Below are 23,641 nucleotides of genomic sequence, written 5' to 3' on the forward strand. Positions count from 1 at the left end.
CCTGCCGCTGTCGGTGGGACCCGGCAAGATGGGGTCGTGACCGACACGACCGATCCCGCCGCTCTCGACGAGCCCACCGCCCAGCGCCGATGGTCCGAGCTGGTCGCCCTCGTCGAGGAGGATCAGCGGGCCTACTACCAGCACGACGCCCCGAAGGTGTCCGACGCCGAGTACGACGCACGCATGCGGGAGCTCGAGGCGCTCGAGGCCGCGCACCCGGCCCTGCGCAGTCCCGAGTCACCGACGCAGCGGGTCGGCGGCCAGGCCGCTGCCGGGTTCTCGACCGTCGAGCACCTCGAGCGCATGCTGTCCCTCGACAACGTGTTCAGCGTCGACGAGCTGCGCGCCTGGGACACGCGCGTCGCCCGAGACCTCGGCGTCGACGGCGGTGACGTCGGCTACCTGACCGAGGTCAAGATCGACGGGCTGGCGATCGCCCTGCTGTACGAGCGCGGCCGACTGGTGCGTGCCGCGACGCGTGGCGACGGCCAGACGGGCGAGGACATCACCGCCAACGCGCTGCGGATCGCCGAGATCCCCCAGCGGCTCGCCGGGGACGACCACCCGGAGGTCGTCGAGGTGCGCGGTGAGGTCTTCATCCCCGTCTCGGCGTTCGAGCGGCTCAACGAGCTGCAGGAGCAGCTGAGGGAGCGGGCCGTGGCCGAGGCGCGGGACCGCGCGGACGGCCGTGCCGCCGCCACCCGTGCCTTCGACGAGGAACGCGCACGCGTGGCCGCGCTGCGCCGGTTCCCGCAGTTCGCGAACCCTCGCAACGCGGCTGCGGGTGGTCTGCGGCAGCTCCTGGACAAGAAGAGCGGCCTGGAGCGAGAGGCGGGCCTCGCCCGCGTGAAGGCCCTGCGGATCTACGCGCACGGCGTCGGAGCCCTGCAGTGGACCGAGGGCGAGCACGCGGAGCTGGCGAACCAGTCGGACGCGTACACCCTGTTCGAGCGGTGGGGCATCCCGGTGTCGCCGCACAACCGGGTCGTCCAGGGGATCGACGGCGTGGTGGACATGATCACGTACTTCGCGGAGCACCGGCACGACATCGAGCACCAGCTCGACGGCATCGTGGTCAAGGTCGACGCGCTCGCCGACCAGCGCCGGCTGGGCACCACGAGCCGCGCGCCGAGGTGGGCGACGGCTTACAAGTACCCGCCCGAGGAGGTCAACACCCGTCTGGTCGCCATCCAGGTCGGGGTGGGGCGGACGGGCCGCGCCACCCCGTACGCCGTCATGGAACCGGTGACGGTCGCCGGGTCCACGGTGCGGCAGGCCACCCTCCACAACCAGGACGTGGTCAAGGCCAAGGGCGTGCGCATCGGTGACATGGTGGTGCTGCGCAAGGCCGGCGACGTCATCCCCGAGATCCTCGGGCCCGTTCCCGCGCTGGCCGACGACGGCTACCCGCGCGAGGACTTCGTCATGCCCACCGAGTGCCCGGAGTGCGGCACCCCGCTGCGGGCGATGAAGGAGGGCGACGTCGACCTGCGGTGCCCGAACGCGGAGTCCTGCCCGGCCCAGGTCCGCGGGCGCGTGGAGCACATCGGGTCCCGCGGAGGACTGGACATCGAGGCGCTCGGCGAGGTCACGGCGGCGGCCCTCACCCAGCCGGACCTCCCGGCCGAGCCACCGCTGCGGACCGAGGCGGGGCTCTTCGACCTCACGCTGGAGCGGCTCCTGCCGATCGAGGTCGTCGTGCGGGACGCCGAGACGGGCCTGCCGAAGGTCGACGACGACGGCGGGCTCCGCCGTCGGACACCGTTCCGCAAGAAGCTCACGCACTCCAAGGCGGCGCGGCTCGCCGCAGAGGAGGCAGGGGAGACGCTCCCCGTCCACGAACCCTCCAGCCAGGCGACCAAGCTCCTCGACGAGCTGGACCGCGCCAGGACCAAGGACCTGTGGCGCATCCTCGTCTCGCTCAACATCCGGCACGTCGGCCCGGTGGCGGCGCGGGCGCTCGCGGACTGGTTCGGATCGTTGGACGCGATCCGCGAGGCGTCGCGCGAGGAGCTGGCCGCGGTCGAGGGTGTCGGGCCCGTCATCGCCGACGAGCTGCTGGCCTGGTTCCAGGTCGACTGGCACCGCGAGATCGTCGAGGTCTGGGCCGCGGCAGGCGTCCGGTTCGTCATCCCCGGCCACCCGGGACCCGCCGTGATGGCGGAGAAGGCCGCCGAGGGACCGACGGGCCCCCTCGCCGGGCTGACCGTCGTCGTGACGGGGTCGCTGGAGGGCTACACGCGCGACGGGGCCAAGGAGGCGGTCATCGCCGCGGGGGGCAAGGCATCAGGGTCGGTGTCGAAGAAGACCGACTACGTCGTGGTGGGGGAGAACGCCGGCTCCAAGGAGACCAAGGCGCGCGACCTCGGGCTGACGATCCTCGACGAGGACGCGTTCACCCGGCTGCTGGAGGGAGGCCCGGAAGCGCTCGCGGAGTGAGGGTGCCGACGGGCGCGGCGGTTCAGCGGTGGTCGCGCGCCGCCCAGAGGATGCCGCGCTCGATCATCGTCCGGATCTCGGGGATCTTGAGGTCCGCGATGCTGTGCCCGACGGCGCACGCGAACACCTTTCCCCGGCCCCAGTGCCGGGTCCAGACGACGGGCACGGTCGCCGGCTCCTGCCACGGTGCTCCGTCCCGGACGGCGTGCGTGGTCGTCGCCAGCACGTCGCAGAGCGGGTCGGTCTGGACCCAGTACTGCTCGGTGGTCAGGCGGATGCGTGGTCCGATGCCGGCCACGACCGGATGGTCGGCCCGCTCCGGGCGGACGTCGATCTCGTGGTCGACCATGTCGTCCGGGTGGGCGACGAACTGACCACCGACGATGTGCTGGAAGTCGGTGGCGCCGCGGAACGCGTCGAGCAGCCCGCCGTGCCAGCCCGCGAGCCCGGCCCCGTTCTCCACCGCGAGGCGGAGCCCGTGCATCTCGTCGGCGAGGATCTCGCCCATGGTCCAGCTCTGCACGATCAGGTCGACGCCGGTCATCACGGACTCGTCGGCGTAGACCTCCAGCGAGTCCTCGACGGTGACGTCGAACCCGGCGACGGCGAGCATGGGCAGAAAGAGGTCCGTGGTGGCGACAGGGTCGTGACCCTGCCACCCGCCGCGGACGACGAGGGCCTGACGGTTGCTCACGAGTCCTCCTTGACGGTGATGAGCGCGTCGATCGAGTGGGGAGCCAGGAAACGATCGGTGACCAGTGTCGCAGCACCGACGACGCCTGCCTGCGCCCCCGCCCGCGAGGTGACGATCCGCAGGTGCTGGGTCGCCAGGGGCAGTGACCGCTGGTAGACGACTTCCCGGATCCCGGCGACGAGGTGCTCGCCGGCACCGGCGAGGATACCGCCGATGATGATGCGTGACGGGTTGAGCAGGCTGACCGAGGCGGCCAGCACGGTCCCGATGTCGCGGCCTGCCTGACGCACCGCCTGACCGGCCGCGACGTCCCCGGCGCGGACCAGGTCGACGATGTCCTGGGTCGTCCGGATCTGTGCGCCGGACTCCTGCAGCACGCCGGCGATCGCGAGCCCGCCCGCGACGGCTTCGAGGCACCCGACGTTGCCGCAGCGGCAGGGGATCTCGGCGGCGCCCGAGACCGCGACGTGCCCGAGGTCGCCGGCGGCACCTTGTGCTCCGCGGCGCAGCTCTCCGTCCATGACGACGCCCGCACCGATGCCGGTGGCGACCTTGACGAACAGCAGGTCCTGCTCGTCGGGGCACACGGTGCGGTGCTCTCCGAGCGCCATCACGTTGACGTCGTTGTCGACGACGACGGGGGCGCCCAGGAGCCGGTGCAGGATGCCGGGGACGTCGGTGCCGTCCCAGCCCGGCATGATCGGCGGGTTGACCGGCCGTCCGTCGGCGTGGTCCACAGGGCCGGGCAACCCGATGCCGATGCCGGCGAGCTCTTCCACCTTCCGCCCGGCCTGGGTGACGAGGTCTGCGCCGGCTTCGGCGACCCAGGAGAGCACCGGCTCGGGGCCGTCGGCGATGGCCAGCGGCTCCTGCGTCGACGCGAGCGGCCTGGCGGCGAGGTCGGTGATCGCGAGCCGCGCGTGCGTGGCCCCGAGGTCGACGCCGAGCACGATGCGGTTCGAGGGGTCGAAGGCGAAGGTCGACGGCGGTCGCCCTCCGGTGCTGGACGCCTCACCGGCCGGCGCGAGCAGCCCGACAGCCGTCAGCGCCTCGATGCGCGCGGCGACGGTCGACCGGGACTGGCCGGTCTCGGAGACGAGCGAGGCGCGGGTGTGCGGAGTGCCGTCCCGGAACAGCTGGAACATCTCCCCGGCCCCGGTGGGGCGCGGAGGAAATTTCTGCAGCCCTTCCATGAGCACAGTGAACCACGCCCTTCCGACCTCGTGTTTTGTCGCTCGGTGTCTATCACGAGCGGGTAACGATCACAAAGCTCCCACACTTTTGCTTGACGGACAACATAAGTCCGTCTACGTTCGTCACATGGTCACAGAAGACCCCCCAGCACTGCTGCTGCAGATGCAAGGCATCGTGAAGACGTTCCCCGGAGCGCGAGCCCTCGACGGCGTGGACCTCGACGTCCGGCCCGGCGAGGTGCACTGCCTCCTCGGCCAGAACGGAGCGGGCAAGTCCACGCTCATCAAGGTCCTGGCCGGTGCGCACCAGCCGACCGAGGGCACGATCCTGATGGACGGCGAGAAGATCGAGATCCCGCACCCGGTGGCGGCGCTGGAGCACGGCGTCGCCACGATGTACCAGGAGCTGGACGTCGTCGACGGGCTCACCGTCGCGGAGAACATCTACCTCGGCCACGAGCTGGCGTCGGTGGGCTTCACCCAGCGGCGCGAGGCCACGAGGCGCACCCGCAAGCTCATGGAGCGGCTCGGGCACCCGGAGATCTCGCCGCACCGCGAGGTCGGGACGCTCTCCGCGGCCGGCAAGCAGGTCGTCTCGATGGCCCGCGCACTCTCGCGCGACGCCCGGGTGATCGTCATGGACGAGCCGTCGGCGGTCCTCGACTCGGGCGAGGTCGACAACCTCTTCCGGGTGGTCGAGGAGCTGGTCGAGCAGGGCATCGCGATCGTCTACATCTCCCACCGTCTGGAGGAGATCCGCCGGATCGGTCACCGGATCACGGTCATCAAGGACGGCCGGACCGTCGGCCGCAACCTGGACGTGGCCTCGACGCCGACGGACGAGCTCATCAAGCTGATGACCGGCAAGGACGTCGAGTACGCCTTCCCCGAGCGTCCCGGGGTACCCGACGACGCCCCGGTGCGGCTCGAGGTCGCCGACCTCTCGCTGGCCGGCGTGTTCTCCGGCGTGTCGCTGAGCGTCCGAGCCGGCGAGATCGTCGGTCTCGCAGGGCTGGTCGGCTCGGGACGCTCGGAGATCCTCGAGACGATCTACGGGGCACGTCGGGCCGCCGGCGGGACCGTCGCGCTCGATGGCCGGCGCCTCCGCAACGGCTCCGTGACGGCTGCGGTCGGGGCCGGTATCGGGCTGGCGCCCGAGGAGCGGAAGAGCCAGGGCCTGGTCCTCGACGAGCCCGTGTACCGGAACATCACGCTGTCCACGTTCGCCCGGACGGCGCGCGCGGGCTGGCTCGACGAACGAGCCGAGCGGGACGCGGCGAAGGAGCAGGCCGTCGCGCTCGACCTGCGGCCGCCGGACGTCGATCGGTCGATCCGCACCCTGTCGGGCGGCAACCAGCAGAAGGCCATGCTCGCCCGCTGGCTGGTGCACGGCTGCGAGGTGCTGCTCCTCGACGAGCCGACCCGCGGCGTCGACGTCGGGGCCCGGTCCGAGATCTACGCCCTGGTGCGCCGGCTCGCCGACGCCGGGACAGCCGTCCTGGTGGTCTCCAGCGAGATCCCCGAAGTCCTGGGCCTTGCCGACCGAGTCCTCGTGATCTCCGAGGGCGAGGTCGTGCACGCAGGGCCCGCCGATTCGATCGACGAGCACCAGGTGCTCGACATGGTCATGGAAGGAAGTGCCGCGTGAGCGAGCAGCAGACGTCGTCGAGACCGGCGGCGGACACCCCGAAGGCGCGGGCGGACCACCGCCGCGGGCACAGCATCTTCTCCGGGGCCGTCGGTCGTAACCTCGGCCTGGTAGCGGCCCTCCTGCTGCTTTGCCTGGTCGGGTTCCTCACGGGTGGCGACCGGTTCGCGAGCCTGACGAACCTGATGATCATCCTGAGTCTCGCCTCGGCGATCGGCGTCCTCAGCATCGGCATGACGTTCGTCATCACGACGGGCGGCATCGACCTTTCGGTCGGCTCGGTGGTCGGGCTGTCGACCGTGTGGGCCTCGACGCTGGCGACGCAGAACCTGGCCGACCAGTACGGCTGGATCGTCATGGTCGGGTGCGCGCTGCTGGTCGGGCTCGCCGCCGGCCTCGTGAACGGCGTGGTCATCGCCTACGGGAACGTCGTCGCATTCATCGCGACCCTGGCGATGCTCGTCGCTGCCCGTGGGCTCGCCGAGCTCATCGCGAACCGCCGGACGCAGATCGTCGACGTGCCGTCGTTCGACAACACGTTCCAGGGCAACCTCGTGGGCGTGCCGAAGATCGTGTGGATCTTCGTGCTCGTCGCCGTCGTGGGCTGGTTCCTCCTCAACCGCACGACGTTCGGCCGCCGTACGGTCGCCGTGGGCGGCAACCCGGAGGCCGCGCGCCTCGCGGGCATCAACGTCAAGCGGCACCTGGTGTACGTCTACGGGCTCTCCGGCCTCGCGGCCGGCATCGCCGGCGTCATGATGCTCGCCCGCACGGGTGCGGGCTCGTCGACCACCGGCATGCTCTGGGAGCTCGAGGCGATCGCCGCGGTCGTCGTCGGCGGCACGCTCCTGGCCGGCGGGCGCGGCACGATCGTCGGCACCGTCATCGGCGCCCTCATCTTCGCGACCCTCTCGAACGTCTTCATCATCAACAACCTCGACAGCTCGGTGCAGGCGATCGCGAAGGGCGCGATCATCGTCGGCGCCGTGCTGCTGCAGCAGCGCATCTCGGCACCGAGATCGAGCTGATCCGTCACCCCGCACCATCAGCACCCGCACGACCGACCCTGCACGACCCGGACCGAATCGAGGAAGATCCTATGTCCGCACGTATGAACCGCCGGCGCCGCATGCTCGGTGTCCCCGCCGCTCTCGCCGCCTCGGCACTCCTGCTGACCGGCTGCGTGAGCAACGAGCCGCCCGAGGAAGAGACGGAGACCGACACGGCGAGCACCCAGGAGGGTTCTGGCGGCACCTCCAACGACGAGCCCGGCGAAGAGGTCGTCATCGGCTTCTCCGCCCCCGCCGCCGACCACGGCTGGATGGGTGCGATCACCTCCGCGGCGGAGGCCGAGGCCGAGAAGTACGAGGACGTCGACCTCCGCGTGGCCGAGGGCACGAACGACGTCAACGTGCAGATCAGCCAGATCGAGGGATTCATCGCCGAGGGCGTCGACGCCATCGTGCTCCTGCCGTTCGACGGCGCGGCCCTCACCGACGTCGCGACCGAGGCGATGGAGGCCGGCATCCCGGTCATCAACGTCGACCGCGAGTTCTCCAGCCCGTTCGCCGCGCGCAGCACGGTGCTCGGTGACAACTACGGCATGGGTGTCTCGGCGGGCCAGTACATCTGCGAGCAGCTCGGCGACAACCCCGACGCCGTGGTCGCCGAGATCGCCGGCATCGACTCGCTGCCGCTGACGCAGGACCGCAGCCAGGGCTTCGAGGACGCCCTGTCCGACTGCGGGCTCGACGTGGACAACCGTGTCGCGGCCGAGTTCACCGTCCAGAGCGGTGAGCAGGTGACCTCCAGCCTCCTGCAGGCCGCCCCGGAGATCGACGCGATCTGGAACCACGACGACGACCAGGGCGTCGGCGTGCTCCAGGCGATCGAGAACGCCGGCCGCGACGAGTTCTTCATGGTCGGCGGTGCCGGCTCCGCCAACATGATGCGGGAGATCCAGAGCGGCGACTCCGTCGTCCAGGCGACCGTCGTCTACCCGTCGACCCAGGCCGCGGACGGCATCAAGCTCGCCCGTCTGGTCGCGCACGACAAGGGCATGAGCGACCTGACATCGGCGGGCGTCCCGCGCACCGTCCAGCTCTTCGCGCCGGTCGTCACGGCGGACAACGTCGAGCAGTACCTGCCCACCGCGTTCGAGTCCTGACCGGACGCACCACACCACCCGGCGGCGGGGCCCTGTCCCCGCCGCCGCGGTCCCGTCCGGCCTCGACCGGAGCGGGGCCGCGCCCGAAAGGAAGGACCAGGCACATGGGTGACGCAGACCGCGCACGTCTCGGCATCGGGATGGTCGGCTACTCGTTCATGGGCGCCGCGCACTCCCACGCGTGGCGTACCGCCCCCCGCTTCTTCGAGCTGCCGCTGCGCACGGAGATGACCGCCGTCGTCGGCCGTGACCCCGAGCGGGTCGCCGAGGCCGCGACACGGCTCGGGTGGGACTCCTCCGAGACGGACTGGCACCGTCTGCTTGAGCGTGACGACATCGACCTGGTCGACATCTGCACGCCGGGGAACACGCACGCCGAGATCGCGATCGCGGCGCTGGACGCCGGCAAGCACGTGCTCTGCGAGAAGCCGCTGGCCAACACGGTGGCCGAGGCGGAGCAGATGGTCGCCGCGGCCGACCGTGCCGCCGCTCGTGGCGCCCGCGCGATGGTCGGCTTCACGTACCGGCGCGTCCCGGCGATCCAGCTCGCGCGTCAGCTCGTCGCGGACGGCCGCATCGGGCAGGTGCGCCACGTGCGCGCCCAGTACCTGCAGGACTGGCTCTCCGACCCGTCCGCGCCGCTGTCGTGGCGCCTGGACAAGGAGAAGGCGGGCTCCGGGGCGCTGGGTGACATCGGCGCCCACATCGTCGACCTGACGCAGTTCATCACCGGTGAGCAGATCACCGGCGTGACCGGCGTGCTGGAGACCTTCGTGACCGAGCGTCCGGTGGCGACCGTGTTCGCCGGGCTGTCCGGCACCGGGGGCGACGAGACCGGTCCGGTGACCGTCGACGACGCGGCCGCCTTCCTGGCGCGGATGTCCGGCGGGGGCCTCGGCGTCTTCGAGGCCACGCGCTACGCCCAGGGCCGCAAGAACGCCATCCGGATCGAGATCAACGGGTCGAAGGGCTCGCTGGCGTTCGACTTCGAGGACATGAACGTCCTGCACTTCTTCGACGCCGAGGAGTCCGGTGCCACCGCCGGGTTCCGACGGATCGTCGTCACCGAGGCGGACCACCACGCCTATGTCGCGGCCTGGTGGCCTCCCGGCCACGGGCTCGGCTACGAGCACGCGTTCACGCACCAGGTCGTCGACCTCGTCTCGGCGATCGCCGGCGGCGAGGACCCGGCGCCGTCGTTCGCGGACGGTCTCGCCGTCCAGCGGGTGCTGGACGCGGTCGAGCGCAGCGCCGAGAAGGGCGTCTGGCTCGACGTCTGATCTTCTGCACCGACCGACGAAGGAGGCACGCAGACAGCACCAGCATCGACCGGTTCCATCACGTCCGGGCCGACGTGAACGGATGACGGCGGAGCGCTTCCCCCGCAGCACCACTGATCCAGACCGAAGGAGTTCCTGGTGAGTACAGTGCTCAGCGTACGTTCGCGAGCTGTGAGACGAGGCGTCGGAGCCGCTGTGGCGGCCGCCGTCGTCCTGCCGCTCTCGTGGGCCGGCATGGCCGGCGCACAGGCGGCCGAGGCCGACGAGCCGCCTCCCGTGGAGGCGGCGGCCGAGGAGTTCGACCTCCTCGTCTTCTCCAAGACGGCGGGCTTCCGCCACGGATCGATCCCGGCCGGTATCGCGGCCATCCAGCGGCTCGGTGACGACAACGGTTTCTCGGTCACGGCGACCGAGGACGCCGAAGCGTTCACGGCCGAGAACCTCGAGCAGTACGAGGCCGTGCTGTTCCTCTCGACGACCGGTGACGTGCTCGACGCCGACCAGCAGGCCGCGTTCGAGGCGTACATCCAGGACGGCGGCGGCTACGCCGGTGTCCACGCGGCATCCGACACGGAGTACGACTGGCCCTGGTACGGCGAGCTGGTGGGCGCCTACTTCAACAGCCACCCGCAGAACCAGGACGCGACGGTCAAGGTCGAGGACCACGTCCACGAGTCGACGGCGCACCTGCCGGCTCGCTGGGACCGGTACGACGAGTGGTACAACTTCCGCACGGACCCGCGGGACTCGGTGCACGTGCTGGCGAGCCTCGACGAGTCGAGCTACTCGGCCGGCTCGGGGGCGATGGGTGCCGAGCACCCGATCGCCTGGTGCCAGGCGTACGACGGCGGCCGGTCCTGGTACACGGGCGGCGGCCACACCGACGAGTCCTACGCCGAGCCGGAGTTCCTCCAGCACCTGCTGGGCGGGATCCAGACGGCGGCCGGCGTCGTGGGCTCCGACTGCGCCGCGACGCAGAGCGCGAGCTACGAGGCGGTGCCCCTGGATGACGACACGTCGAACCCGATGATGCTCGAGGTCGCGCCGGACGGCACGGTCCTCTACGTCGAGCGTGACGGTCGGGTCAGGGTCATCGACCCGGAGACCAGCACGACGACGACGGCGGCGACGCTCGACGTGACGCAGGCCAACGAGGACGGGCTGACGGGCATCGTGCTCGACCCGGACTTCGCGTCCAACGGCTGGGTGTACCTGTACTGGTCCCCGACGGACGTGGGCGAGGACGGGCCGCACAACCGGATCTCCCGGTTCACCTACGCTGACGGGTCGATCGACCTGAGCACCGAGGAGAAGGTGCTGGTCGTGCCGACGCAGCGCCAGACGTGCTGCCACGCGGGTGGCGACATGGTCTTCGACGACGAGGGCAACCTCTACCTCGCCACGGGTGACAACACGAACCCGTTCGAGTCGGCGGGCTTCTCGCCGCTCGACGAGCGTGACGGGCGCCAGAACTACGACGCGCAGCGCACCTCGGCGAACTCGAACGACCTGCGCGGCAAGGTCCTGCGGATCACCCCGCAGGACGACGGCTCCTACACGGTGCCGGACGGCAACATGTTCGAGAGCGGGACGGCGGACACGCTGCCCGAGATCTACGCCATGGGGTTCCGCAACCCGTTCCGGATCGGTCTCGACCCGGTGTCGGGCAACGTGCACGTCGCGGACTACGGCCCGGACGCAGGCAGCGCCAGCGCGACGCGTGGTCCGGCCGGAGCGGTCGAGTGGAACGTGGTGAGCGAACCCGGCTTCTACGGTTGGCCGTACTGCACCGGCTCGAACAACGCCTACATCGACTACGACTTCGCCACGGGCCAGTCGGGTGAGGCGTTCGACTGCGCCGGCGGCGTCGTCAACGACTCCCCGCACAACACGGGCATCGAGCAGCTCCCCGGAGCGATCGAGGCGGAGATCTGGTACGGCTACCAGACGAACCCGGACTTCCCCGAGATCGGTGGGGGCGGTGCGCCGATGGGTGGACCGGTCTACGAGTTCGACCCCGAGCTCGACTCGGACGTCAAGTGGCCGGAGTACTGGGACGGCAAGGCGTTCCTCGGTGAGTGGAACCAGGGCACGATGTTCTCTCTCCAGCTCGACGGCGAGGACCGCGACGACCTGGTGGACATCAACCGTGTGCTGCCCGGCATCTTCGACCCCGGCGCCGGATTCGACCGTCCGATGGATTTCGAGTTCGGGCCCGACGGCGCCATGTACATGGTCGACTGGGGTTCCGGCTTCGGCGGGAACAACGACTCGTCGGGCATCTTCAAGGTCAACTACGTTCAGGGTGACCCGGCGCCGATCGCGAGGGCGTCCGCGGACGTCACGAGCGGACCGGCTCCGTTGACGGTGCAGTTCTCCTCGGAGGGCACGCGGCACCCGAACGACGAGCCGATCTCGTTGCAGTGGACCTTCGGCGACGGCTCGGACCCGAGCACGGAGGCGAACCCGTCGCACACCTACACGGAAGAGGGTTCGTACACCGCACAGCTCACCGTCACCGACGACTCCGGTCAGACCGGAGTCGCGAACGTGACGATCGTCGTGGGGAACGAGGCGCCGACGGTGTCGATCACGTTCCCGGAGAACGGCGGCTTCTTCGAGTGGGGCGACCAGGTCGCCTACGAGATCGCCGTCGACGACCCGGACGGTGAGGTGGACTGCGCCGACGTGCAGCTCTTCACGTCGCTGGGGCACGACTCGCACGCTCACCCGTTCGACGAGCTGACGGGCTGCGAGGGCGTCATCCAGACGGCTCGCGACGAGGGCCACGGCATCGAGTCGAACATCTTCTGGGTGATCGAGGCGATGTACACCGACGACGGCGGGGCCGCGGGCGTGCCGCTCACCGGCAACGACCTGCAGGTGCTGCAGCCCAAGCTGGTCCAGGCCGAGTTCTTCACCTCGACCGGACGGCTCGACGGCTCGACGAGCTCGGGCGACGCCGGCGTGGTCACCGAGGAGACCGGCGACAGCGCCGGTGGCGGCCAGAACATCGGGTTCGTCGAGCCCGACGACTGGTGGGCGCACGACCCGATCAGCCTGGGCAACGTGGACGGCCTCTCGCTGCGCGTGGCCTCCCCGGACGGCGGTGAGGTCTCGGTGCGCTGGGGCGCACCCGACGGACCGGAGATCGGTCACTTCTCGGTCCCGTCGACCGGTGACTGGCAGGTCTACGAGGACGTCACGACGTCGCTGACGGACGCCCCGTCGGGTTCGGACGCGCTGTACTTCGTGCTCGAGTCCGGTGGCATCAACGTCAACTGGTTCGAGATCGACGGGCGCGGCGTGACCGCCAACGAACGTCCGGACCTGGACCTCGAGGTCGGCCCGCTGGAAGGGTTGGCTCCGCTCACGGTGACCGGTTCGGCCACGGCGAGCGACCCGGACGGCGAGGACGACGAGCTCGTCTACGCGTGGGACGTCGGGCTCGGCGACGGGTTCGTCGACGGCGAGCCGGCGTTCGAGCACACCTACACCGAGCCGGGCACCTATCGCCTGCAGGTGAAGGTGACCGACGGTGGCGGTGCCTACGTCCAGGAGTACGTGACGGTGACCGTCACGGCGGAGGCCGTCGAACCGGCGCTCTGCTTCCAGGGCCGCTCGGACGACTTCCTCGGCGACGAGATCGACGCCGAGCGGTGGAACGTCGTCAACCAGGACCAGGGCCTCGTCGTCGCCGACGGCGTCGCCCGGATCCCTGCGACGGTGGCCGACATCTACGGGGCCGACAACTCGACGGTGCCGAACCTGGTGCTGCAGGAGCTGCCGGACGGACCCTTCACGGCCACGGCCAAGGTGACGATCCCGGCGAACGCGCAGTACCAGCAGGCCGGCCTGCTGATCTACGGCGGGGACGACGACTACGCCAAGATGGTGATCCAGGGCCGTTCGGCCCCGGCGGACCCGTCGACGCGCGTCTTCCAGTTCATCCGTGAGGAGGCCGGCCAGCCGAACGAGGTCGGTGACTCCAACACGGCGGCGCTGGGAGCGGACTACCCGTCGACGGTCTACGTGCGCTTCACGAGCACGGACGGCTCGGACCTGCGGGCGTCCTACTCGGCGAACGGCACGGACTTCACCGACATGCCGGAGACGAAGTCGCTCGACGGCCTCGTCGACCCGCAGATCGGGCTGGTCTCCCTCGCGGGTGCCAGCTCGACGGCCCCGGTGGTGGATGCTGAGTTCGACTGGTTCCACCTGACGCCGGACGACTCGGTGTCGACCACGCCGGACGACGAGTTCGACGGTGAGGAGCTCGACACCTGCCGTTGGCAGATCGTCCGCGAGGACGAGTCGGGCTACCGGGTGGCTGACGGTTCGCTGCAGATCGACACCACGGCGACCGACATCTACACCGGGACCAACACCGACGTGCCGAACATCGTCCTCCAGGACCAGCCGGAGGGTGACTGGACGGTCGAGACGCGGGTCGACGCCTCGCAGCTCGTCGAGCAGTACCAGCAGGGCGGTCTGATCCTCTACGGGGACGACGACAACTACGTCAAGCTGGACTACGTCACGGACAACGCCGCCGGTGACCCCGTCTCGGCGCGTCTGGAGCTGCGGTCGGAGGTCGACGCCACCGTCGTCAACCCCCAGCCGAACGTCTCCGGTCTGACCGAGGACGTCTGGTCCCTGCGCCTGACCAAGGAGGGCACGACCTTCACGGGCTCGTACTCGACCGACGGTGAGACGTGGGAGCAGTTCGGCGACCCGGTCGAGCACGAGGGGCTTGCGCAGGCCAAGGTCGGCCTGTTCGCCCTGGGCGGCTCGCAGACGACCTCGGCGACCGTTCTCTTCGACCACTTCCGGGTGGTCGGCGACGACACGGAGCCGCTGGCGGTCGTCGGTTCGCTCGACCCGGCCGAGCCGGATCGTGAGGACGGCACCTACACCGGGCCGGTGACGGTCACGGTGGAGGCCACGGGTGGTCCGGACGGCGCGACGGTCTACCGCGAGGTGAACGTCGACGGCGCCGGCTGGGCCGAGTACACGGCTCCGGTCGAGGTGACCGGAGCGGGCGACCACACGGTCGAGGTGCGTGCTTCGGCCGGCGGTGAGGACGTCGTGGGCGAGACCCTGACGTTCACCATCGCCGCGCCCGACGCGACGCCGGTGACCCCGAGCGTCGAGGTCGTCCAGGCCACGTGCGCCTGGGCGGACGACGGCACCCACGAGGTCACGGGTGGAGCGATCGTCACGGCCGAGGTGGAGGGCGTGCGGTACGTCGTGCGTCCGCTCACCGAGGACGGTGCGGGTCCGGTGGTCGACGACCTCGACGACCTGGCCGCGGGCACCTACCGCGTGGCAGCCCGTCCGGGCGACGGGTACGTCGTGGAGCCGGGTGACGGCTGGCGTGTCAACGCCAACGGCTTCGGCATCCTCCGTGTGACCATCGACGAGCCCGAGTGCCCGGAGCCGACTCCGGTGACCCCGACGGTCGCGGTCACGCAGGCCGGCTGCGAGGTCGACGGGGACGGCGAGAACGTGCGCATCGGTGGTTCGCTCACCGGTGTGGCGGTCGAGGGTGTCAAGGGCTACGTGGTGCACAACTGGGTGGACGGGGACCTCAACGACGGCAAGCCGTCGGACCTGGGGAACCTGGCACCCGGCCAGTACCACGTGATCGCGACGCCTGCCGCCGGCCACGTGCTCGAGATCGACGGTGACTGGAAGCTGAGCCCGTCGGGCAAGGCGACGCTGGTCGTCACGATCGAGGGCTACGGCTGCGACCGTGTCCCCGCGGTGGAGCTCACGCAGGCGAGCTGCACCGACGGCACGCTCGTGCCGGGTTCGATGAATCCGCTCGACGTCGCCGGGGTCAAGTCGTACGTGGTCCACAACTGGGTCGACGGCCACGCGCAGGGCAAGCCGAAGAAGCTGTCGGCGCTGGCCGCGGGCAGCTACCGCGTGATCGCGAGCCCGGATCCGCGCACCGAGCTCGAGGTCGAGGGTGACTGGGAGCTGAGCCCGTCGGGCAAGGCGAAGGTCATCCTGACCGTGGAGGAGGTGGACTGCCACTGATCCGGTCGCGGGGGGCCGCAAGTGCGGCCCCCCGCCCCACCATCCCCCCTGGGCGGGGCGCCGTGCGCCCCCGCGGGGGGGGGGGGGGGGGGGGCCCCGCCCGGGGGGGGGGGGGGGGGGCCCCCCCCCCCCCCCCCCCGCCCCACGATCGCCGCTGGGCGGGGCGCCGGGCGTCCGACGGCGCGGTCCCGGCCCGGGGACGGTGCCGTCGGCCGGTGACCATCCAGCGGTAGGCCGGCCTCGAGCCGGCAGACCCTCGGCACAGGACGGTGCGCTCCGCTCCTGTGCCGAGGGGCCTCGGCGTCACGAACTCGAAGGAGCACGGCAGATGATCACCCAGCACGATCAACGGCGATGGACGACGACGGCGCTCGCCGTCCTCGCGACCCTCGTCCTCGCCGTCGTGGCGTGGGCAGCAGCTCTGCCGCCGGCCGCGGCGCACGGAGGTGACCTGCAGATCGACGTCGGGACCGACGGCTCCGGGGGTGTCGACGCCGTGGTCGTCTGGGCCGCGGACGGCCACCCGGTCGAGGAGACCGTCGACGTCACGGTCAAGGCCGTCTCCGACGACGGCGAGGAGGTCGGGCCTGTGCAGCTGACGTCCGCCTCGGAGGGTGTGGGGTGGTACCGGTCCGAGGCGGGCCTGCTCGGTGAGGGGCACTGGACTCTCACGGTGCGGGCGACGGAACCCTCGAAGTACAAGTCGAAGACCGAGCTCGACGTCGTCGCGCCGCCGACACCCACCGCCGAGCCTGCGGACACCGACGACGTCGACGAAGCCGCCGCGGAGACCGCGGCCGACGCCTCCGACCCGGCGAGCACCGCCACGGCCGGGACTCCGGCCTGGGTCTGGATCGCCGTCGGGGTCGTCGTCGTGGGTGCCGCCGTGCTGATCCTGGTCAGGCGACGTCGCTCCGCCTGATCTCTGTCACGACCTCGCCCCCGCAGAGGGGGCGACCGAAGGAAGGAACCGACATGACCCGACCGATCTCTCTCTTCACCGGCCAGTGGGCCGATCTGCCGCTCGAGGAGGTCGCCGGCCTGGCCGCGGGCTGGGGCTACGACGGCCTCGAGCTGTGCTGCTGGGGCGACCACATGGACGTGTCGCGGTGGGACGACGCCGACTACGTCCAGGGGCGCCTGGACCTGATGGAGCGGCACGGGCTGCGCATCGTCGCCATCTCGAACCACCTCACGGGGCAGGCCGTGTGCGACGACCCGATCGATCGTCGTCACGAGGAGATCCTGCCGCCGCAGGTGTGGGGCGACGGCGACCCCGAGGGTGTGCGGCAGCGGGCCGCCGAGGCGATGAAGGACACGGCGCGCATGGCGGCGAAGCTGGGTGTGAAGACCGTCGTCGGCTTCTCCGGGTCTTCGATCTGGAAGACGGTCGCGATGTTCCCGCCGGTGCCGGCGGACATGGTGGAGGCGGGGTACCAGGACTTCGCGGACCGTTGGAACCCGATCCTCGACGTCTTCGAGGAGGTCGGCGTGCGGTTCGCGCTGGAGGTGCACCCGAGCGAGATCGCCTACGACTACTGGACGGCGAAGCGCACGCTCGAGGCGATCGGTCACCGCGAGTCGTTCGGCCTCAACTGGGACCCGAGCCACATGGTGTGGCAGGACATCGACCCGGTGGCGTTCCTCTGGGACTTCGCCGACCGGATCTACCACGTGCACTGCAAGGACACGAAGAAGCGCCTGAACGGTCGCAACGGCCGGCTCTCCTCCCACCTGGCCTGGGCGGACCCCCGACGCGGCTGGGACTTCATCTCCACGGGGCACGGCGACGTGCCGTGGGAGGACGCGTTCCGCATGCTCAACGCGATCGGCTACGACGGTCCGCTCTCCGTGGAGTGGGAGGACGCCGGCATGGATCGGCTCGTGGGTGCGGCCGAGGCGGTCGAGTTCGTGCGCCGGTACGCGTTCGATGCGCCGGACGCCGCGTTCGATGCGGCGTTCTCGTCGCAGTGAGCGCCCCGGCGTGACTACCCGGCGGGGGACTGCAGCATGACGACGTCGTCGTGCTGCACCCCGCCGACGTCGTAGGTACGCCGGCCCACGACGTCGAACCCGTGGCGCCGGTAGAACGCCTGGGCGCGAGCGTTCTCGCCGTTGGTCCCGAGCCAGAGCGGACTGCCGGGGGCGAGGCGACGGGCCTCGTCGGTCGCCTCCGACAGGATGCGCCCGGCCGTCCCGGTCCCGAGGTGGTCGGGGTGCACGTAGATCTTGGACAGCTCGACGTACGGTCCGGGCCCGACGGCGGCACGCAGGACCGCGAGCTCCTTCGTCCCGGAGGGCTCGCCCCGCACCAGCAGCGCGTAACCCACGGGACCCCCGGTGTCCCCGGCGCCGGTCGGCGACTCGGCGACGAGCAGCACGTGCTCGGGGGAGGTGCTCCATCTCGCGAAGTGCCCGGGGGTCAGGTGCTGGGCGACGTGCGCTGCCATCGTGGGTACGGGGGTGCCCGGGGGGCACGCCAGCGGGAACGTCAGCGCGGCCAGCCACGCGATCTCGGCGGCCTCTCGCGCGCGGGCACGGCGGACGACGACGGGTTGTGCTGTCACCCGACGAACCTAGCGCGGGCGCGAGACTCCGGCATCAGGCGGTGGCAGCAGGCTGACCTGCATCGACACGAGAGGTCGCGGTGTGCCGGGCGTCACCCCGCGACCGAGTTGGCGCCAGGGCCGGGGACGTGTAATGTTCTCGAAGTCAGCCCGACAGGAACCGGACACCGCGAGGTGGCCGCCGGGGTCTGAAACTCTCACCGAAGGTCGTGGATCGCTTCGTGCGCCACGAGCCAGGAGCGGGAGACCTCGCCGCGAGATGCGGGCTTGGATCGGATCGCCAAGGCGGTTTGGACCGGGCCGGGAGATCGGGTAAGGTTGAAGGGTTGCCCCGGACGGGGTCGGAGCGGTTGTTCCGGTCTTGGATGGTGTGCGTCGGTTGTTTGAGAACTCAACAGTGTGCTTGATAGTCAATGCCAAATTTTGAACCTTTTTGGTTCCTTTGGACTGGATTGAACAGCTAGTCTGTTTGGTCTGGCCAGTATCGATAGGCGACTGGCGGCTCTTTCGGGGGTTGTTGGTTGTTTTCTCTCTTTTACGGAGAGTTTGATCCTGGCTCAGGACGAACGCTGGCGGCGTGCTTAACACATGCAAGTCGAACGGTGAAGCCCAGCTTGCTGGGTGGATCAGTGGCGAACGGGTGAGTAACACGTGAGCAACCTGCCCTCCACTTCGGGATAAGCCTTGGAAACGGGGTCTAATACCGGATATGAGCATCTGCCGCATGGTGGGTGTTGGAAAGTTTTTCGGTGGGGGATGGGCTCGCGGCCTATCAGCTTGTTGGTGGGGTGATGGCCTACCAAGGCGTCGACGGGTAGCCGGCCTGAGAGGGCGACCGGCCACACTGGGACTGAGACACGGCCCAGACTCCTACGGGAGGCAGCAGTGGGGAATATTGCACAATGGGCGAAAGCCTGATGCAGCGACGCCGCGTGAGGGATGACGGCCTTCGGGTTGTAAACCTCTTTCAGCAGGGAAGAAGGCCTTCGGGTGGACGGTACCTGCAGAAGAAGCGCCGGCTAACTACGTGCCAGCAGCCGCGGTAATACGTAGGGCGCAAGCGTTGTCCGGAATTATTGGGCGTAAAGAGCTCGTAGGCGGTTTGTCGCGTCTGGTGTGAAATCCCGAGGCTCAACTTCGGGCTTGCATCGGGTACGGGCAGACTAGAGTACTGTAGGGGAGACTGGAATTCCTGGTGTAGCGGTGGAATGCGCAGATATCAGGAGGAACACCGATGGCGAAGGCAGGTCTCTGGGCAGTCACTGACGCTGAGGAGCGAAAGCATGGGGAGCGAACAGGATTAGATACCCTGGTAGTCCATGCCGTAAACGTTGGGCACTAGGTGTGGGGCTCATTCCACGAGTTCCGTGCCGCAGCTAACGCATTAAGTGCCCCGCCTGGGGAGTACGGCCGCAAGGCTAAAACTCAAAGGAATTGACGGGGGCCCGCACAAGCGGCGGAGCATGCGGATTAATTCGATGCAACGCGAAGAACCTTACCAAGGCTTGACATGCACCGGACGCTGCCAGAGATGGTGGTTCCGCAAGGTCGGTGCACAGGTGGTGCATGGTTGTCGTCAGCTCGTGTCGTGAGATGTTGGGTTAAGTCCCGCAACGAGCGCAACCCTCGTCCCATGTTGCCAGCGGGTTATGCCGGGGACTCATGGGAGACTGCCGGGGTCAACTCGGAGGAAGGCGGGGATGACGTCAAATCATCATGCCCCTTATGTCTTGGGCTTCACGCATGCTACAATGGCCGGTACAGAGGGCTGCGATACCGTAAGGTGGAGCGAATCCCAAAAAGCCGGTCTCAGTTCGGATTGGGGTCTGCAACTCGACCCCATGAAGTCGGAGTCGCTAGTAATCGCAGATCAGCAACGCTGCGGTGAATACGTTCCCGGGCCTTGTACACACCGCCCGTCAAGTCACGAAAGTTGGTAACACCCGAAGCTCATGGCCCAACCGGTTTTCCGGGGGGAGTGGTCGAAGGTGGGACCGGCGATTGGGACTAAGTCGTAACAAGGTAGCCGTACCGGAAGGTGCGGCTGGATCACCTCCTTTCTAAGGAGCACATACTGCTCGCTGCGGGGCTTGCCTCGTGGTGGGTGGTCATGCACAGCTGCTGTAGGCGCCGAACGTGCGTCTGGTGGTTGCTCTGGGTGGAACATTGACGAACGTCGGTCCGCTGGTGCGGTCGGCTGCTAGTACGTCTGCTGCTCTTGGGTGGTGGTCTGGAACGTGGTCGGCGTGGCTGGTGGGTTGGTTGAGCACACTGTTGGGTCCTGAGGCAACCGGCCATGGAAGTGGTCGGGGCTTGTCCTCGGATGGATACGGGTCGTTGGTCTGGTGCAGACCGCTCCACGGTTGTGGGGGTGGGTGCACCGGTGGGCCGGCGGGACCGTCCGTTGCTTGAGAACTGCACAGTGGACGCGAGCATCCCAGATGTTCAAGTATTATTCTTGGATTTCTGTAGCATATTTGTAGTGTGTGTCGAAGTTTTTAAGGGCACACGGTGAATGCCTTGGCACTAGGAGCCGAAGAAGGACGTTGTAGCCTGCGTTAAGCCTCGGGGAGCTGGCAAACGAGCTGTGATCCGAGGATGTCCGAATGGGGGAACCCGGCCGTAGTCATGTGCGGTCACCTGTACCTGAATTCATAGGGTGCAGGGGGGAACGTCGGGAAGTGAAACATCTCAGTACCGGCAGGAAGAGATATTCCGTGAGTAGTGGCGAGCGAAAGCGGATGAGGCCAAACCATATGCGTGTCAAGCTGTCAGGCGTTGCGTGTATGGGGTTGTGGGACCTTTCGAGGATCACTGACATGGTCCTGACCAGTAAGAAAGTCGTGTCATAGTCGAACCGCATTGAAAGGCGGACCGTAGAGGGTGGGAGTCCCGTAGACGAAATGGCGTGGCCTGGTGAAGGGGATCCCAAGTAGCACGGGGCCCGAGAAATCCCGTGTGAATCTGGCAAGACCACTTGCTAAGCCTAAATACTACCTAGTGACCGATAGCGGACAAGTACCGTGAGGGAAAGGTGAAAAGTACCCCGGGAGGGGAGTGAAATAGTACCTGAAACCGTGTGCCTACAATCCGTCGGAGCCTCCCTAGCAGGGGTGACGGCGTGCCTTTTGAAGAATGAGCCTGCGAGTTAGTGCTCGGTGGCGAGGTTAACCCGTGTGGGGAAGCCGTAGCGAAAGCGAGTCCGAACAGGGCGATGCAGTCGCCGGGTCTAGACCCGAAGCGAAGTGATCTAGCCATGGGCAGGTTGAAGCGCCGGTAAGACGGCGTGGAGGACCGAACCCACTTAGGTTGAAAACTGAGGGGATGACCTGTGGTTAGGGGTGAAAGGCCAATCAAACTTCGTGATAGCTGGTTCTCCCCGAAATGCATTTAGGTGCAGCGTCACGCGTTCCTTACCGGAGGTAGAGCTACTGGATGGCCGATGGGCCTCACCAGGTTACTGACGTCAACCAAACTCCGAATGCCGGTAAGCCAGAGCGTGGCAGTGAGACTGCGGGGGATAAGCTTCGTAGTCGAGAGGGAAACAGCCCAGACCACCGGCTAAGGCCCCTAAGCGTGTGCTCAGTGGGAAAGGATGTGGAGTTGCACAGACAACCAGGAGGTTGGCTTAGAAGCAGCCACCCTTGAAAGAGTGCGTAATAGCTCACTGGTCAAGTGATTCCGCGCCGACAATGTAGCGGGGCTCAAGTACACCGCCGAAGCCGTGGCACTCACACTTTACCCAGCATCCCCTTGAGGGGTGTTCAGGTGTGTGGGTGGGTAGGGGAGCGTCGTGTGGGCAGTGAAGCCGCGGAGTGATCCAGCGGTGGAGGCCACACGAGTGAGAATGCAGGCATGAGTAGCGAAAGACGGGTGAGAAACCCGTCCGCCGAATGACCAAGGGTTCCAGGGCCAGGTTAATCCGCCCTGGGTAAGTCGGGACCTAAGGCGAGGCCGACAGGCGTAGTCGATGGACAAGGAGTTGATATTCTCCTACCGGCGAAGAACCGCCCATACCGAGCCCGGTGATGCTAACCACCCCGGACCACCACCGTCACCTTCGGGTGACACCGGTGGCGAGGCGTGGGACCCGAACCGGTAGTAGGTAAGCGTGTTAACAGGGGTGACGCAGGAAGGTAGCCCGGCGTGGCGATGGTAGACCACGTCCAAGGCCGTAGCCGGCTTCGTAGGTAAATCCGCGAAGCACACACGGTGAGAGCTGACGGTGACCGCACAAGCGGGAATCGGGTGATCCTCTGCTGCCAAGAAAAGCCTCGACGCGAGGTTCTAGCCGCCCGTACCCCAAACCGACTCAGGTGGTCAGGTAGAGAATACCAAGGCGATCGAGCAAATCGTGGTTAAGGAACTCGGCAAAATGCCCCCGTAACTTCGGGAGAAGGGGGGCCCGAACTGTCCAACCCCTCGCGGGTGACGGCAGCAAGGGCCGCAGAGACCAGGGAGAAGCGACTGTTTACTAAAAACACAGGTCCGTGCGAAGTCGCAAGACGATGTATACGGACTGACGCCTGCCCGGTGCTGGAAGGTTAAGAGGACGGGTCAGCCTTCGGGCGAAGCCCAGAATTTAAGCCCCAGTAAACGGCGGTGGTAACTATAACCATCCTAAGGTAGCGAAATTCCTTGTCGGGTAAGTTCCGACCTGCACGAATGGCGTAACGACTTCTCCGCTGTCTCAACCGCGAACTCGGCGAAATTGCACTACGAGTAAAGATGCTCGTTACGCGCAGCAGGACGGAAAGACCCCGGGACCTTTACTATAGCTTGGTATTGGTGTTCGGTGCGGTTTGTGTAGGATAGGTGGGAGACTATGAAGCCCGCGCGCCAGCGCGAGTGGAGTCATCGTTGAAATACCACTCTGACCGCATCGACCATCTAACCTCGGTCCGTGATCCGGATCAGGGACAGTGCCTGGTGGGTAGTTTAACTGGGGCGGTTGCCTCCCAAAATGTAACGGAGGCGCTCAAAGGTTCCCTCAGCCTGGTTGGCAATCAGGTGTCGAGTGCAAGTGCACAAGGGAGCTTGACTGTGAGACCGACAGGTCAAGCAGGGACGAAAGTCGGAACTAGTGATCCGGCGGTGGCTTGTGGAAGCGCCGTCGCTCAACGGATAAAAGGTACCCCGGGGATAACAGGCTGATCTTCCCCAAGAGTCCATATCGACGGGATGGTTTGGCACCTCGATGTCGGCTCGTCGCATCCTGGGGCTGGAGTAGGTCCCAAGGGTTGGGCTGTTCGCCCATTAAAGCGGCACGCGAGCTGGGTTTAGAACGTCGTGAGACAGTTCGGTCCCTATCCGCTGCGCGCGCAGGAAACTTGAGAAGGGCTGTCCCTAGTACGAGAGGACCGGGACGGACGAACCTCTGGTATGCCAGTTGTTCCGCCAGGAGCACCGCTGGTTCGCTACGTTCGGAAGGGATAACCGCTGAAAGCATCTAAGCGGGAAGCCTGCTTCAAGATGAGGTTTCCATCCCCCTCGTGGGGTGAAGGCACCCAGCTAGACCACTGGGTAGATAGGCCGGAAGTGGAAGACAGGACCAACGACTGTCGCAGCTGACCGGTACTAATAAGCCAACAACTTCAACACAACACAC

11 protein-coding genes and 2 rRNA genes are annotated in these 23,641 nt (G+C 67.9%); 10 read left to right on the forward strand and 3 right to left on the reverse strand.

Features of this window, described 5'->3' with window-relative positions; translation table 11 throughout:
- Nucleotides 1-36 precede the first annotated feature (36 nt).
- Entirely contained in the window at nt 37-2,439 is a 2,403-nt protein-coding gene (gene ligA, locus ACH5HR_RS12125; RefSeq protein ID WP_416478064.1) for an NAD-dependent DNA ligase LigA, read from the forward strand.
- A gap of 22 nt (nt 2,440-2,461) precedes the next feature.
- Here the strand turns inward: ligA and ACH5HR_RS12130 are convergent, their stop codons facing one another.
- Together ACH5HR_RS12130 and ACH5HR_RS12135 are read right to left on the reverse strand one after the other, a co-directional pair.
- Nucleotides 2,462-3,133 (reverse strand): ThuA domain-containing protein, encoded by a 672-nt coding sequence (locus ACH5HR_RS12130; RefSeq protein ID WP_416478066.1) that lies wholly within the window; start codon nt 3,131-3,133, stop codon nt 2,462-2,464.
- Nucleotides 3,130-4,326: an ROK family protein gene (locus ACH5HR_RS12135; protein ID WP_402375578.1), complete on the reverse strand. Its 1,197-nt coding sequence runs from the start codon at nt 4,324-4,326 to the stop codon at nt 3,130-3,132. The genes ACH5HR_RS12130 and ACH5HR_RS12135 overlap by 4 nt, the downstream gene beginning before the upstream one ends.
- A gap of 127 nt (nt 4,327-4,453) precedes the next feature.
- On the opposite strand from ACH5HR_RS12135, the gene ACH5HR_RS12140 reads away from it, so the two are divergent.
- The 7 genes from ACH5HR_RS12140 to ACH5HR_RS12170 all read left to right on the forward strand — a co-directional run bounded on the left by ACH5HR_RS12140 (nt 4,454) and on the right by ACH5HR_RS12170 (nt 17,440).
- On the forward strand, nt 4,454-5,974 hold the full coding sequence (locus tag ACH5HR_RS12140; RefSeq protein ID WP_402375576.1) for a sugar ABC transporter ATP-binding protein: 1,521 nt from the start codon (nt 4,454-4,456) through the stop codon (nt 5,972-5,974).
- Entirely contained in the window at nt 5,971-7,002 is a 1,032-nt protein-coding gene (locus tag ACH5HR_RS12145) for an ABC transporter permease (RefSeq protein WP_402375574.1), read from the forward strand. The genes ACH5HR_RS12140 and ACH5HR_RS12145 overlap by 4 nt, the downstream gene beginning before the upstream one ends.
- 71 nt (nt 7,003-7,073) lie before the next feature.
- Nucleotides 7,074-8,141: a substrate-binding domain-containing protein gene (locus ACH5HR_RS12150; RefSeq protein ID WP_402375572.1), complete on the forward strand. Its 1,068-nt coding sequence runs from the start codon at nt 7,074-7,076 to the stop codon at nt 8,139-8,141.
- Between the two features lie 104 nt (nt 8,142-8,245).
- Complete coding sequence (locus ACH5HR_RS12155; protein WP_416478068.1) at nt 8,246-9,421, forward strand: Gfo/Idh/MocA family protein; 1,176 nt, start codon at nt 8,246-8,248, stop codon at nt 9,419-9,421.
- A 171-nt stretch (nt 9,422-9,592) separates the two neighbouring features.
- Nucleotides 9,593-15,466: a ThuA domain-containing protein gene (locus tag ACH5HR_RS12160; protein WP_416478070.1), complete on the forward strand. Its 5,874-nt coding sequence runs from the start codon at nt 9,593-9,595 to the stop codon at nt 15,464-15,466.
- 328 nt (nt 15,467-15,794) lie between these two features.
- A complete protein-coding gene (locus ACH5HR_RS12165; protein ID WP_416478072.1) occupies nt 15,795-16,388 on the forward strand; it encodes a hypothetical protein in 594 nt (197 codons plus the stop codon).
- A 53-nt stretch (nt 16,389-16,441) separates the two neighbouring features.
- The gene (locus ACH5HR_RS12170; RefSeq protein WP_402375564.1) at nt 16,442-17,440 is read left to right on the forward strand and encodes a sugar phosphate isomerase/epimerase family protein; all 999 of its coding nucleotides are present in this window, start codon (nt 16,442-16,444) and stop codon (nt 17,438-17,440) included.
- Between the two features lie 14 nt (nt 17,441-17,454).
- Here ACH5HR_RS12170 and ACH5HR_RS12175 read toward each other — a convergent pair whose 3' ends face one another.
- On the reverse strand, nt 17,455-18,033 hold the full coding sequence (locus ACH5HR_RS12175; protein WP_416478074.1) for a GNAT family N-acetyltransferase: 579 nt from the start codon (nt 18,031-18,033) through the stop codon (nt 17,455-17,457).
- A gap of 534 nt (nt 18,034-18,567) precedes the next feature.
- On the opposite strand from ACH5HR_RS12175, the gene ACH5HR_RS12180 reads away from it, so the two are divergent.
- Both ACH5HR_RS12180 and ACH5HR_RS12185 read left to right on the forward strand, forming a co-directional pair.
- Nucleotides 18,568-20,093 (forward strand): 16S ribosomal RNA (locus tag ACH5HR_RS12180).
- 428 nt (nt 20,094-20,521) lie between these two features.
- A 23S ribosomal RNA gene (locus tag ACH5HR_RS12185) occupies nt 20,522-23,634 on the forward strand.
- The 16S and 23S rRNA genes sit together here, the layout of an rRNA operon.
- Nucleotides 23,635-23,641 lie beyond the last annotated feature (7 nt).

It is taken from the genome of Isoptericola maris (genome assembly GCF_048065335.1).
Lineage (GTDB): Bacteria > Actinomycetota > Actinomycetes > Actinomycetales > Cellulomonadaceae > Isoptericola > Isoptericola rhizosphaerae.

Coding starts and splice junctions, on each gene's coding strand:
- ACH5HR_RS12135 (WP_402375578.1), bottom strand. CDS start 4,326: ATGGAAGGGCTGCAGAAATTTCCTCCGCGCCCCACCGGGGCCGGGGAG.
- ACH5HR_RS12140 (WP_402375576.1), top strand. CDS start 4,454: ATGGTCACAGAAGACCCCCCAGCACTGCTGCTGCAGATGCAAGGCATC.
- ACH5HR_RS12150 (WP_402375572.1), top strand. CDS start 7,074: ATGTCCGCACGTATGAACCGCCGGCGCCGCATGCTCGGTGTCCCCGCC.
- ACH5HR_RS12155 (WP_416478068.1), top strand. CDS start 8,246: ATGGGTGACGCAGACCGCGCACGTCTCGGCATCGGGATGGTCGGCTAC.
- ACH5HR_RS12165 (WP_416478072.1), top strand. CDS start 15,795: ATGATCACCCAGCACGATCAACGGCGATGGACGACGACGGCGCTCGCC.
- ACH5HR_RS12170 (WP_402375564.1), top strand. CDS start 16,442: ATGACCCGACCGATCTCTCTCTTCACCGGCCAGTGGGCCGATCTGCCG.